This is a genomic window from Streptomyces iranensis (assembly GCF_017874715.1).
GTDB lineage: Bacteria > Actinomycetota > Actinomycetes > Streptomycetales > Streptomycetaceae > Streptomyces > Streptomyces iranensis.
In genome coordinates this window covers 141010-155043 of record NZ_JAGGLR010000020.1, presented here as the reverse complement: position 1 = coordinate 155043, position 14034 = coordinate 141010, and the positions used below count along the sequence as shown (strand labels likewise).

8 protein-coding genes are annotated in these 14034 nt (G+C 73.2%); 7 read left to right on the top strand and 1 reads right to left on the bottom strand.

Going from position 1 to position 14034, the window contains the following annotated elements; translation table 11 throughout:
- Window positions 1-165: 165 nt before the first annotated feature.
- The 6 genes from J2Z30_RS49995 (at window position 166) to J2Z30_RS32960 (ending at window position 10623) form a co-directional block, all read left to right on the top strand.
- On the top strand, window positions 166-360 hold the full coding sequence (locus J2Z30_RS49995) for a DUF5999 family protein (RefSeq protein ID WP_078956464.1): 195 nt from the start codon (window positions 166-168) through the stop codon (window positions 358-360).
- Window positions 357-860, top strand: a complete 504-nt coding sequence (locus J2Z30_RS32980) for an ATP-binding protein (RefSeq protein ID WP_044567649.1) — start codon at window positions 357-359, stop codon at window positions 858-860. Before J2Z30_RS49995 ends, J2Z30_RS32980 begins: the two co-directional genes overlap by 4 nt.
- Before the next feature lie 310 nt (window positions 861-1170).
- Window positions 1171-4071, top strand: a complete 2901-nt coding sequence (locus tag J2Z30_RS32975; protein ID WP_044567646.1) for a helix-turn-helix transcriptional regulator — start codon at window positions 1171-1173, stop codon at window positions 4069-4071.
- 58 nt (window positions 4072-4129) lie between these two features.
- Window positions 4130-6886, top strand: coding sequence for an AAA family ATPase (locus J2Z30_RS32970; protein ID WP_044567644.1), 2757 nt, complete (start codon window positions 4130-4132; stop codon window positions 6884-6886).
- A complete protein-coding gene (locus J2Z30_RS32965; RefSeq protein WP_044567640.1) occupies window positions 6876-9686 on the top strand; it encodes a LuxR family transcriptional regulator in 2811 nt (936 codons plus the stop codon). The genes J2Z30_RS32970 and J2Z30_RS32965 overlap by 11 nt, the downstream gene beginning before the upstream one ends.
- 331 nt (window positions 9687-10017) lie before the next feature.
- A complete protein-coding gene (locus tag J2Z30_RS32960; protein ID WP_044567638.1) occupies window positions 10018-10623 on the top strand; it encodes a LuxR C-terminal-related transcriptional regulator in 606 nt (201 codons plus the stop codon).
- 243 nt (window positions 10624-10866) lie between these two features.
- Here the strand turns inward: J2Z30_RS32960 and J2Z30_RS32955 are convergent, their stop codons facing one another.
- Entirely contained in the window at window positions 10867-12552 is a 1686-nt protein-coding gene (locus J2Z30_RS32955; protein WP_044567636.1) for a PucR family transcriptional regulator, read from the bottom strand.
- A 202-nt stretch (window positions 12553-12754) separates the two neighbouring features.
- On the opposite strand from J2Z30_RS32955, the gene J2Z30_RS32950 reads away from it, so the two are divergent.
- Entirely contained in the window at window positions 12755-14014 is a 1260-nt protein-coding gene (locus J2Z30_RS32950; protein ID WP_044567634.1) for an aspartate aminotransferase family protein, read from the top strand.
- Window positions 14015-14034 lie beyond the last annotated feature (20 nt).

Here is a 14034-nt window from a genome sequence, read left to right as displayed (position 1 = left end):
AGGGTGAATGGTGGCCGCCCGTCCGTGACCACCCCGGCGGGGAGGGAGCGGGACAGGTACCGATGCGGGGATATCTCCCCTCGCCGCGTCTGGCCGCGCCCGACCAGGATGGTGGCCTCGGTGAGTTCCGCCGCCTCCTATGGCGGAAGATCGAAGGTTCGGACCATGTGCCTCCATCAACCCCAATGTCCTCCCGCCGACGCACCGGATCACGATTCGGCGCGGCCGGTGGCCTCCCACCCGGAGCAGGGATGGAGCCTGCTCTGCAACGGAGTGGTGATCTTCGCGGACACGGGTGAAATCCTTCCCGACGGGCGCGCCATCCCCGCCCCCCGGACCAGCCCCGACCCCTCAGCATGAACGCCGCCACCCTCACCTTCACGAACGGCTCCCCGATGAGCACCGAGCGCCGCCCCGACACGGCGCCTCCCGCCACCAGCGGCGGGACGTCCTGGCTGCTCCCCTCCGAGCCGTCCTCGGTGCCGACGGCCCGGCGGCTGGCGCTCGCCCAGCTGTCGGCGTGGACGCTGCAGGACTTCGCCGATGACGCGGAGCTGCTCGTCAGCGAGCTGGTCACCAATGCTTTGCGGCACGCGGGCGGACCGATCCGCCTGACGCTCTCCCTGTGCTCCGTCGACCGCGCCTTCCGCTGCGAGGTGGCGGACGAGGACCCCGGGCAGCCCCAGGTGCGCCGGGCGTGCGGGGATGACGAGGGCGGGCGCGGACTCCACCTGCTGGATCTGCTCTCCCGCTGCTGGGGATCCACCTGCACGGCGGCGGGCAAGGTCGTCTGGTTCGAGCTCCACCCGCCTGCCATCGCCCTGGAGGCCGCCCTGGAAGAGGCCCGAACGACCCCGTGATCGTTTGCCGACGAAGGGAGATGCCATAGACGACTTCACGCCTCGTACCCACACAGTGATACCGAACGGCCCGGAGACGGAATGGTGAACGCCCTCACCACGCCTTCCGCCTCCGGGCCTCGCTGATCGCTTTCCGGGCCCGACGGATCGGGGTCCGGACTTCACCGATCGGACTCCGACGTGATGACCGATCGGGATTGTCTGACGACTGATCGAGATTGATCGTCGTCATTACGCTCGTGTAGCCTGCTGATCGCGGCGGCAGCACACTTTTCCGAAATTCTTCGCATTTTGTGGCTTGGGAGGCTGCGTGGTGGACCGGAAAACGGATTCCGGTTTACCCGGCGCGCTGGTCGGGCGCGCCGCCGAACTCGCCGCGCTGACCGCCCACGCGGAGGCCGCCCACAGCGCCCGCTCCGGTCTGGTGGTCCTGTCCGGTCCGGCCGGAATCGGCAAGACCAGCCTGCTGCGCGCCTTCCTCGACGGCGACGCCTGCCGGAAGATGACCGTGCTCCACGGCGCCTGCGGTGAAGTGGTGGCCGGCGCCGGATACGGCGGCGTACGCGCCCTCTTCGGAAGCCTCGGGCTCTCGGCCGAGGACGCCCAGGACTCCCCGCTGCTGCGCGGCAGCGCCCGCCGCGCCCTCCCCGCGCTCAGCCCCCGCCCCGGCGAGGAGGGGCCGCCCACGGCCGCCAGCGTCTACCCGGTGCTGCACGGCCTGTACTGGCTCGCCGCCAACCTGATGACCCAGGCCCCCCTCGTGCTCGTCCTGGACGATGTGCACTGGTGCGACGAGCGCTCCCTGCGCTGGATCGACTTCCTGCTGCGCCGGGCCGACCAGCTGCCACTGCTGGTGGTACTCGCCCAGCGCAGCGAGGAGGAACCGGTCGCCCCCGCGGCCCTGGCGGACATCCTCGCCCAGCCGCGCTCCGCGGTGATCCGCCTCGACCCGCTGACCGACGCCGAAGTGGCCGAAATGGCCCTCCAGGTCTTCGCCGCCCCCGTCGCGCCCTCCTTCGCCGAGCGCGCCGCCGCCGTCTGCGGCGGCAACCCGCTGACCGTCACCCGGCTGCTGCGCGAGCTGCGGGCCAAGGGCGTGGCGCCCGACGAGACCGGCATCCGCGAGATCGCCGAGGTCGGGAGCTACGTGGTCGCCCTGTCCGTGCGCGCGCTCTTCGATGCCCGGCCCGACTGGGTCCGGGACGTGGCCACCGCTATCGCGGTGCTCGGCGAGGAGGAGGCGGAGCACATCGGGGCGCTGGCCGGAGTGCCCGCCGCCCGCGTCCCGGAGGCCGTGGAGCAGCTGCGCGAGGCCGATGTGATGGCGCCGGACCGGGCGGACCTGGCCCATGACGTGGTGCGCTCGGCGGTGCTGGAGGCCGCCGGGGAGGAGCGGCTGGCCGAGCTGCGCGCCAGGGCGGCCCTGCTGCTGAGCGACGCCGGACGGCCCGCCGAGGAGGTCGCCAACCAGGTGCTGCTGGTGCCCGGCACCCCCCAGCCGTGGATGGGCTGGGTGCTCCGGGAGGCCGCCACCCAGGCCGAACACCGCGGCGCCCCGGAGGCCGCGGCCCGCTATCTCTACCGGGTCCTGGAGGCGGAGCCGGACAGCCTGTCGGCGCATGTGCCGCTCGCCAAGGCGCTCGCGGAGATCAATCCCGCCGAGGCCATCCGCCTGCTCAAGCGGGCGCTCACGCTGGTCACGGACATCCGCACCAAGGCGCCCATCGCCGTGCAGTTCGGCCTCACCTGCCTCACCGTCCAGCAGTCACCGGCCGCCGTGCGGGTGCTCAGCGAGGTGCTCGACGAGCTCGAGGCCGAGCTGGGGCCCGACCCCGATCCGCGCGACCGCGAGCTGCGCACCCTCGTCCAATCGACGCTGCTGATCAGCGGATCCGACGAGAAGGCCACGATCCACACGGTCCGGGAGCGCTTCACACGCATCCCCGAACCCGCCGGGGACACCCCCGCCCAGCGCCAGATGCTCGCCATGATGACGGTCCTCTCCGCCATGGAGGGCCGCTCGGTACAGCGGGCGGTGGGGCAGGCCCGCCGCGCGCTGAGCTCCACGGACCGGCTCGACAACTGGTCGCTGCTGTTCTCCGCGTTCACCCTCGGCCTGGCCGACGAGATCGAGGAGGCGGTGGAGACCCTGGAGCACGCGCTGCGCCACGGCCAGGACAACGCCGCGGTCTGGTCGTATGTGATCACCCTGTCCTACCGCGCCCTGCTGCTGCACGGCGCCGGCGCCATCCCCGACGCCCTCGCCGACGCCCAGACCGCCGTGGAGATCATCGGTGAGGAGCGCTGGAGCGCCAACGTGACCATGCCGCAGACCGCGCTCGCGACGATCCTGATCGACCGGGGCGAACCGGAGCGGGCCGAGGAGCTGCTGGCCGCGGTCACCCGGCCGAACCTGGACGGGTTCGTCATGGAGTACCACTCGTATCTCATGGCCCGCGCCCGAGCCCGCTGGGCGCTCGGCGACAGCGCCACCGCGCTGCGGCTGCTGCTCGACTGCGGGGCCTCCCTGGAGGAGTCCGGCTTCGCCAACCCGGTGTTCCTGCCCTGGTGGACCGAGGCGGCCTGTCTGCTCGCGGCGGAGAAGCGGGCGGACGAGGCGCGGGACCTGGTCGAGCACGGCGCCGAGCTGGCCCGTCGCTGGAGCACCCCGCGCGCCTTCGGGCTCGCCGCCCTCGCCCGCGGGGTGACCACCCCCGGCGAGGAGGGCATCGCCCAGCTCACCGAGGCGGTCGAGCACTTCTCCGGGTCGCCCGCCCGCTCCGAGCACGCTCGGGCCGAGTTCCTGCTCGGCGGGGCGCTGCTGGACGCGGGGCGGCCGCGCGAGGCCCGGGAGCGGCTGCGCTCGGCCGTCGACCTCGCCCAGGGCTGCGGCGCGCTCGCGCTCGCCAGGGACGCCCGCAACCGGCTGGTCGCCGCGGGCGGCCGGATGCGCGAGATCACCGCCTCACCGGTGGACCTGCTCACCGGCACCGAGCGCAAGGTGGCCCAGATGGCCTCGCACGGGGCGGGCAACCGCGAGATCGCCGAGTCGCTGTTCGTCACCGTACGGACCGTTGAGACCCATCTCACGAGCGTCTACCGGAAGCTGAGTGTCGGTCAGCGCGGGGAGCTGGCCGCGGTGCTGAACACCCCGAGCCTGCCCGATCCACAGGCCCCCGCGTGGGTCTTCGCCTCACGCGGCCGACGCTGAGGCGCGCAGTGCGGTTCGCTGACAGGTTCACGACCCATCCCAGGCATATAGTCACACCATGCAGCTCAACGGGCTCCCGTTCCCCGGCCGTGAACGAGAGCAGGCCATGCTTGCCCAGACCGTCGCCGATCTCGGCCGGGGCCGCTCCTCGGTGGTGACACTGATCGGCAGGCCCGGTTACGGACAGAGCCGCCTGTTGAACCTCGCCGCCCGACTGGCCGAGGACCAGGGCTTCCGGGTGCTGCGCGCCAAGGCGACCCCCGGCGAGCGCGATGTGCGCTACGGCGTGGTGGGACAGCTGCTCGCCCCGATGGACGGACTCACCGAAGGCTCGATGAAGGCCCTCACCGGACAGGGGCCCGAGAGCCGCTTACCGGGCCTGACCGAGTTGCTGCGGACCGCCCGGGAGCGGCCCACACTACTGGTCGTCGATGATGTGGAATGGCTGGACCCGGTTTCGCTGCGCTGGTTCGGAGCGCTCATACGGCGGCTGCCCGACGCACTCATCGTCCTCCTGGTGAGCGGCACCGGCCGGCTCCGCCCCGGTGCGTGCCCGCTGTCCAGCGCGCCACAGCAGGTGATCACCCTCGAATGCGAACTGGCCCCGCTCGCCCCGCGCGACGTGGCCGCCACCGTCGCGCTGATCTGCGGCCACCCCGGTGACAACGCCTTCATCTCCGCGGCCCTGGAGGCGAGCGCGGGAAATCCCGAGGTGCTGTCCGAGGCACTGCGCCGCTTCACCAAACACGGCTACGCGCCGGTCGCCGGGCGAGTGCCGGAACTGTCCACCATCAGCGAGGCCGTGGGCGGTGAACACACCGTCCGTGTGCTCGGAGAGCTGTCCGACACCGCCGTCGCGCTCGTCCGCGCGCTCGCCGTCTGCGGCGATCTGCTGGATCTGTCCCTGCTGTACGCGCTCGCCGGCCCCCGCGCCGCGAGCGAGCCCGGACTGCCCGAAGTGCTCCAGGAGAGCGGGCTCGCCATCGCCTCCGGGACCGGGCTCCGGCTGAGCCGGCCCGAGGCGCGCAGCTGGATCCTCGCCGAGATGCCCGGTGACGAGCGGGCCGAACTCCACGCCCGCGCGGCCGAGTTGGCCTACCGGGCGGCCGTGGCCGACGAGGACATCGCCCGGCTGCTGCTCGCCGCCCGCCCGGTCGACGAGCCCTGGGTGATCCCCGTGCTGCGCCGCACCTGCGCCGCCGCACTGCGCGCGGGCCGGACCGCCCAGGCGATCGCCTGTCTGTCCCGGGCGCTGGAGGAGCCGCTGGACCCGGCGCCACGCGCGCGGCTGGGCCTGGAACTCGCCGCCATCGAAGTGCTCGCCGCCCCCGAGGCCGCGGTCCGCCGGCTGGCGGAGATCATCCGCACCGGGGACGGCGGGCCTGGCCGGATCCGGGTGCGCGCCGCCGACCTCGGGCTCTCCCGCGGCGACGACAAGGCGCTGCGCCGCGCGATCGTCGACGTGCTGCCCTCGACCGACGGCGAGGAACGGGGGGCGCTCGCGGGGCTGTTCTGGCTCACCGAGTCCGACGGGCAGGACGACACCGATCTGGTCCCGGACGGGATCCCGCCGCTGCCCGACGACCCCATCTGCCCGGTGCAGGCCGCGGCGCGCGCCTGGCGGCTGGCCCTGCGCGGGGCGGACCTGCCCACCGCCCGGACGCTGGCCCATCGGGTCTTCACCCTGGACGGCGGCGCGGGCGCCCTGATCCTGCCCCGGCTCACCGCCGCCCGGACCCTGCTGCTGACCGACGACCTGGACGAGGCCGAGGTCCGGCTGGACATCCTCCACACCGACCTGCGCCGGCGGCACGCCCGCGCGGCCGCCGCCCAGGCCCTGGCCGTCCGCGGTGAGCTGAACCTGCGGCGCGGCCGGCTCGACATGGCCGAACGGGACGTGGCCGCCGCCGAGCGATCGCTGCCCCGCTCCCTCTGGCACCGCTACACCGTCCCGTATCTGCTGGCCGTCCGGATCCTCATCGCCCTGGAGAACGGCGACCTCGGCCAGGCCGGTGGTCTCGCGGCCGCCTCCGCCCCCGCCGAGTCGCGCGAGGGCGCCTCCTGGGGCTATCTGCTCTTCGCCCGCGCGCTGGTGGCGGTCAAGGACGACCGGCTGCCCGAGGCGGTGGAGCTGTTCCAGGCCACCGGCAGATGGCAGTTGGGCCGTGGGCGGATCAACCCCGCCCTGATGCCCTGGCGTTCGATGGCCGCCCGGGTCCACGACGCCCTCGGCGACCAGGAGGAGGCACGGCGGCTCGCCGACGAGGAGCTCGCGCTGGCCCGGCTGTGGGGCGCCCCCAACACGCTCGGCTGGGCCCAGCTTGGCGCCGGACGGGTGGCCCGCGAGGAGCGGGTCGAGCGGCTCCGCGATGCGGTGGCCACGCTGCGCGGCACCCCGGCCCGGCTCGCCTACGCGGGGGCCCTGATGGAGCTGGCCACGGCCGAACTCGACACCGGGAACCCGCGCGCCGCGGCCCCCCTGGTGGCCGAGCTGTTCACCTTCGTCATCGCCCACCGGCCCGCCAGCAAGCTGGTCGCGAAGGTACGCGAGCTGTCCGAGCGGACGGGGTCCTCCGCCGTCCGCGGACGCGTCCCGCATCCGGCGTGGGCGACGCTGACCGAGCCTGAGCGGCGCACCGCCTCCCTCGTCGGACTCGGCCACGGCAACCGGGAGATAGCCGAGACCCTCTCCGTCAGCAGACGCACCGTGGAGCTGAGGCTCAGCGGTGCGTACCGGAAGCTGGGGATCGGCGGTCGCGCGGAGCTGATCGCGTTGCTGCGGGCGGCGCAGGGAGGCGGAATCGATGTTGCTTGAACGGGAGGCCGAGCTGGCGCAGGTCGCGGAGGCGCTGCGGGCCGCGGCGGCGGGGGACTCGTCACTGCTGTTGCTCACCGGCCCCCTGGGCGCCGGCCGGACCGCGCTGCTGCACCAGCTGCCGACGCTCGCCGAGGGCGAGAAGATCAGGGTCCTGCGCGCCAACGCCGCGCCGATGGAGCAGGACTTCGACCTCGGCGTGGTCCGCCAGCTCTTCGACAGCCTGCTCACCGGCGCCCCGGAAGAGCTCCGCGGGCAGCGCATCGAGGCAGAGGCCGACCTCTGCCGGACGGTCTTCTCCGACGACGCCCCGCCGCTCGACGAGAACGGGGCCGTCACCATCCCCGAGGAGGCGCTGTACGGCCTGCGTTCGGTGCTGGCCACCGCCGGCGCCGAGCGCCCGCTGCTCGTCCTCGTGGACGATCTGCAGTGGGTCGACACCCCCTCGCTGCGCTGGCTCGCCTTCCTCGTCAAGCGGCTGCACGGGCTGCGCGCCGTGGTCGTCTGCGCGCTGCGGGACGGCTACCGGCGCCCCGGGGACCCACTGCTGCGGGAGATCGTCGAGGCGGCGCGGCGGGTGCTGCGCCCCGCGCCGCTGTCGCTGGGCGCCACCAAGGAAGTGATCCTCGAGCAGTTCGGCGTGCCGGGGGACGAGGAGTTCGCCCGCGCCTGTCACGAGAGCTCCGCGGGGAACCCGCTGTTCCTGAAGTCGGTGCTGGCGGACCTGGCCATGCGCGGCCACCGGCCCACCGCCGAGCATGCCGAATTGGCCCGCTCCCTGCGCCCCGCCCAGCTGCGCGAGCGGCTGGCCGGCTCCCTGCGCGCCCAGCCCCGGCCCCCGCGCGACCTGGCCGCCGCCATCGCGGTCCTCGGCGACCAGGCCGAACCGGACCTCCTGGGCCGGCTGGCCGGGCTGGACCCGATCGGCTTCCTGGCCGCGCTGCGCGACCTCCACCAGCTGGGGCTGCTCGTCGCCGAGCAGGAGCCGCGCTTCCTCCACCGGGTGGTGCGGGACGCCGTGGAGTCCTCGATGACCGTGGCCGAACGGGAGCGGCTGCACGACGCCGCGGCGGCCCTGATGTACCACAACGGACGCCCCGCCGAACTCGTCGCCGCCCAGCTCCTGGCCGTCACCAGCTCCGACCACCCCTGGGCGGTGGAGGTGCTGCGCGCCGCGGCGGACACCGCGCTGCGCCGCGGCGCGCCCCGCACCGCCGCCCGCTATCTGCGCCGCGCCCTCCTGGACGGTTCGCTGACCGGGGAGGGCCGGGCCCGGCTGCTGATCGATCTGGCCACCGCGGAGCGCGGCTTCGACCCGGCCGCCTGTGAACGCCACATCTCCCAGGCGATCCCCCTGCTGACCACGGCCAGGCTCCGGGCCGCCGCGGCCCTGCGGATCTCGCCCACCATCGTTGGACTGGGGCCCCCGTCGGTCGTCGATCTGCTGCACCAGGTCGCCGAGGACCTGGGGCCCGCCGCCTCGCTGGAGGGCACGGCGCGCGATGTGGCGCTGCGGCTCGAGGCGCGGCTGCGGCACGCCGGACACGAGGACCCGGCGGAGCTGGCCGCGGCGGTCGAGCGGCTGTCCGCGCTGCGGGAGGAACCGCCACTGATCACCTCCGCCGAGCGCGAGCTGACGGTGGTGCTGCTCAACGCGGCGGTGCTGACCGCCCGATGGCCCGCGGCCGAGGTCTCCCGGCTGGCCAACCGCATCCTGGAGCGCGAACCGGCCACCTCCGACCAGGTCCACACCCCGCTGCCGCTGGTGGTGATCGGGCTGGTGGCCGCCGATTCGGTACGGGGGATCAGCTCCTGGCTGGCGATGGAGCAGCAGACGCGGCGGCAGGGCGGCACGGTCGTGGACGCGCTCGTCAACGTCCAGCAGGCCATGGTGCTCAGCGCCCGCGGCCGTGTCGCCCAGGCACGTGAGTACGCCGAGCGCGCCGTGCGGCTGGCCGAGGTGCACTGGCAGGAGGCCGGGATCGTCTCCACCCTCGCCCTCACCCGCGTCGCCCTGGACCTCCAGGACTCCGCGTTGATCGAGCGGATTCTGGACGGCCCCGGCCGGCGCCGCTCCTCGAGCCTGGCCCTGACCGCGGCGCTGCAGTTCGTCAAGGCGGCGCAGGACGCCGAGCAGGGCCGCTGGACCAGCGCCCTGGAAACCCTCCTGGCCTGCGGCCGGCAGCTGGAGGCGTCGGGCTGGCGCAATCCCGTGCTCTTCTCCTGGCGGCCCTGGGCGGCCGACCTTCACCGGCGGGTCGGCGACCCCCACGCGGCCGGGGCGCTGGCCGAGGAGGAGCTGCTGCGGGCGACGGAATGGGGCGCCCCCGTGGCGCTCGGCCGCGCGCTGCGGGTGAAGGCCCGGCTGAGCGACGGCGACCAGGGGCTGCGGCTGCTGCACGAATCGGTCGATGTGCTGCGCGCCTCGGCCAATGAGCTGGAACTGGCCCGCACGCTCCTGCTGCTGGGCAAGCGGCTGAGGCCGGGAGGCGGCGAGGCGGCGGCGGTACTCCGGGAGGCCGCGGCCCTGGCCTCGGCGTGCGGAATGCCACGGCTGGTGGAGCGGATCCGCGCGGCGGACGGCAGCGGTGCGGCGGCCGCCCCGCCGGAGGCAACCCTCACCCGTACCGAACGCACCGTGACCTCCCTCGTCGGGCGCGGCCTGACCAACCAGGAGGTCGCCGCCGAGCTGGGGGTGAGCTCCCGCGCCATCGAGAAGCATCTGACGAGTTCCTATCGCAAGCTGGGCGTCTCCGGGCGGCGCGAGCTCATCGAGCTGCTGCCTCGCATGCATTCGTGAACGGAACGTTAACGGCGATAATTGGACGCTGTTTGACGAGGATTCGTGAACCGACCGTACCGGCCCACCGAAGGGGTGGGGTGCGGACCGAACCTTCGGGGCACCCCACCACGGGATTGGGTGGTGACACCCCTGTTGACGTTGACTTCCGTGCCCGTAGATCCCTAGTCTCAATTCTGAAATGAACATTCGGAATTGAATATCGATATTCAATTCCGAATACTGAGAATTAGGAAGGGATGGCAGTCCCTTGGCATTGCCTTTACTAGCGGATTCGGCTCGGCCAACCCCCCACGAGCTTGGACACGAGCAGACCGAGTACACGGATCTATTGCGCCAGTTCGATCAGCCAGGGGTGTGTGTCGTCTGTCTCGACCCGTCGCTCATCGTCCAGCAGGCGAACCGGGAATTCTTCCGGCAGTTCGACGACGCCTCCTCGGACGTGTGCGGCCGCGACTTCTGTGACCTTGTACACCCCAGCGTCCGACAGGCGCTGAAGCGGCAGTTCACCCGGCTCCTCGACGGCTCCCGCCACCGGTTCACCACTCATGTGGTGGCCATCGGGGCCGAGGGGGCCGCCTTCACCAGCGGGCTCACCGCCGTGGCGGTGCGCGAGGGCGCCGCCCATGTGGCCTCGATCCTCGTGGTGATGCGTCCCACGGCGGGTGGCGAGGAGGTGGACATGGTCACCAACCGTAAGAAGCTCCTCACCGAGACCGAGGCGCGCATCCTGGAGGGCATCGCCGCCGGGCTCTCCACCATCCCCCTGGCCTCCCGGCTCTACCTCAGCCGGCAGGGTGTCGAGTACCACGTGACTCGGCTGCTGCGGAAGCTGCGGGTGCCCAACCGCGCGGCCCTCGTCTCCCGCGCCTACTCCATCGGCGTACTCAACGTCGGCTGCTGGCCGCCAAAGGTCGTCGACGACTTCGTCAAATGACCTCCGCGTCGCGGAGGTCCACGGACGCGCCACGGCCGGCCCGGATTCGATCCGGGCCGGCCGTGGCGCGTCGCCGTCTCAGAGCCTGTGTCATATCCCCGGTCGGATCAGCGTGCGGCGTCTGGTGCGTGCGATCGCAAGGCGCCGGAGCGTCCTCGTGGCGGAGCCACGTGGGCGTTTCGGCAACGCCGCGAGCGTGCGTGCCAGGCGTCGCACGCCCGGCCGGGGATATGACACAGGCTCTCAGGACGGGGCCGGGCCCCGGGACAGCCGCAGCAGACGGAAGGCGGTGAGCGCCACATGGAGCTGGGTGCGCTGCTCACCCGACTCCAGATCGCAGCCCAGTACCCGCTCCACCGAGTGCAGCCGCTGGTAGAACGCCTGCCGGGACAGATTCGCGCGCTTGGCGGCCACCGTCTTGTTGCCCGCCGCGTCCAGGAAGGTGTGCAGCACCGGCAGCAGATCGGTGCCGTGCCGCTCGTCGTAGTCCACCAGCCGTCCCAACTGCCGCTCCACGAACTCCTGGAGCCGCACATCGCCGCGCAGCGCGTACAGCAACTGCCGCAGCCCGATGTCGGACAGCTCGTGGAACGCCTTGTCCGGTGTCCCCGGAACGGCGGCGTCCGCGACCCGCGCCGCCTGCTGGAACGACCGGGCGGTCTGCGACAGGTCCGACACCTCCGAGCCGACGCTGATCACGGCGTCCGGCCGGGACTGCCGCACCGAGCTGCTCAGCCGCTCCACCAGCGGCCGCCACGGCGCGGCGGCGGGCAGGGCCAGCAGCACCCCTATGTGGTCACCGGGTACCGCGCCGACCAGTACGGCGGCCCCGGCCGCCCCCAGCTCGTCCGTCAGCCGGTCCTCCAGCTCGGTCGTCTCCCCGGCCCCGGGCCCGGGGCTGACCAGCACCACCATCAGCCGGCGGCCCGCGACCGGCACGCCCAGCGCCTCGGCCCTGGCCCGCGCCTCGCCCCTGGACCGGCAGCGCTGCTCCACCAGGTCCAGCAGCAGTGTGCGCTGGGCCCGCCGCTCCCAGCGCGTGTGATGGGTGAGCCGGGCGATGGTCAGGGCCGTGGCGGTGCGCTCCAGGACCATCGCGTCCTCGGGGCCGACTGCCGGGTCCCGGGCCCCGTCCGGGAGCATCAGCAGCCGCCCCCACCGCTCGCCCCGGTACTCCACCGCGGTCACCAGCCAGTCCTCCGGGCCGCTCAGCCCGGTCCGGTCGGGCGAGGGCGTGGCGCGCGAGCGCCGCTCCCAGCCGGTCAGCGCCCCCTCCACCCCGCGCCCCGGCGAACCGCAGATGACGGCCTGGTGCACCAGGTTCTCCAGCACCACGGGGTGCCCGCTCATCTCGGCCGCCATGTCCACCACCTCCTCGGGCCCGGCGCCCCGCAGGGTCAGCGCGGTGAAGGTGTCATGGACGTCCTGGGCCCGGCGCAGGCTCTCCACCTGACTGCCGACGATCAGGGAGTGGAGCACCTGGGTGACCTCCACGAAGTTCACCGTCCGCGAGAGCAGGACGAGCGGGAAGTCCCGCGCCAGACAGGTCCGTACCAGCTCCGAGGGCGGCCGGTGGTAGCGCCGCACCAGCTCGATGACCAGCCCGGCGGCGCCGACGTCCGCGAGCTCGTCGACATACCGGCGGACCAGCGCCGGGTCCTCGGGCAGCGGCATCCCGGTGGTCAGCACCAGCTCCCCGCCCTTGAGGAAGGACGCGGGGTCCAGCAGCTCGGTGATGTGGACCCAGCGGACCGGCCTGGCCAGCTGCCCATGGCCGGAGACCACCTCCGGCGCCCCGGCGGCCAGCACCGGAAGTCGCAGCACCTCGGCGAGGCTGAGCGGCGGACGCCCCGGGATCCGCGGGGGCTCAGAGGGGCGGGTCAGCGGCCGTCCGGCAGCGTCGTACGCGGTGCCGCCGGAGCCGTTCATGCCGCTCACTCTGGCAAGCCCGCACGCCGAGCGCAACCACGATCCCGGCCGGCCTCTTGACAGGGTCCGTCCCCGGGGTCGTTGACAGATCGTCCATAGCGATCACCACCCCGCGACACAGTGATCATTGTCCTGACCGGGTCCGCCCCCTCACCCTCGAAGTGTCCGAGCGCATCGTCGACCCGTGGGTGTGGGAGAGAACATGACCAATCTGTCGCCGCAGCTCCGTCAAGCCACTCCGGTGGTCGCCGTCCGCGGAGAGGGCGCCTACGTCGACGGCGAGGACGGGCGGCGATACCTCGACTTCACCGCGGGCATCGGCGTCACCAGCACCGGGCACTGCCATCCGCGGGTCGTCGCCGCCGCCCAGGAGCAGGTGGGCACCCTCATCCACGGCCAGTACACGACCGTGATGCACCCGCCGCTGCGGCGGCTGGTCGAGAAGCTGGGCGAGGTGCTCCCCACGGGCCTCGACAGTCTGTTCTTCAGCAACTCGGGCAGCGAGGCCGTCGAGTCGGCCCTGCGCCTGGCCCGCCAGGCCACCGGCCGGCCCAACGTCCTGGTCTGCCACGGCGGATTCCACGGCCGCACCGTGGCCGCCGCCTCCATGACCACCTCCGGAACCCGCTTCCGGTCCGGTTTCTCGCCCCTGATGAGCGGTGTCGTGGTGACCCCGTTCCCCACGGCCTACCGGTACGGCTGGGACGAGGAGACCGCGACCCGGTTCGCCCTGCGGGAGCTGGACTACGTCCTGCAGACCATCTCCCCGCCCGACGACACCGCGGCGATCATCGTCGAACCGGTGCTCGGCGAGGGCGGCTATGTGCCCGCCACCGAGGGCTTCCTGCGGGGCCTGCGGGAGCGGGCCGACCGCCATGGCTTCCTGCTGATCCTGGACGAGGTGCAGACCGGGGTGGGCCGCACCGGACGGTTCTGGGGCCATGACCACTTCGGTATCCGCCCCGACATCCTGGTCACCGCCAAGGGGCTGGCCAGCGGCTTCCCGCTGTCCGGCATCGCCGCCTCCGAGGAGCTGATGAGCAAGGCATGGCCCGGCTCCCAGGGCGGCACCTACGGCGCCAACGCGGTGGCCTGCGCGGCGGCCGCCGCCACCCTCGACGTGGTCCGCGAGGAGAACCTCGTGGCCAACGCCGAGGCCATGGGGGCGCGGCTGCGCAGCGGTCTGGAGGACGTGGCCGCCAAGACCCCCGCCATCGGCGATGTGCGTGGCCTCGGCCTCATGCTGGCCAGCGAGTTCGTCACGGCTGACGGCGAGCCGGACCCGGCGACCGCGGCCCGGGTGCAGCGCGCCGCCGTGGACGAAGGGCTGTTGCTGCTCCTGTGCGGCGCCTGGAACCATGTGGTCCGGATGATCCCCGCCCTCGTCGTCGGCGAAGCGGCGATCGACGAGGGTCTGCGCGCCTGGTCCGCCGCCGTCCAAGCCGGAACAGCGGACTCCTGACGCGCACCGCACATCACTCA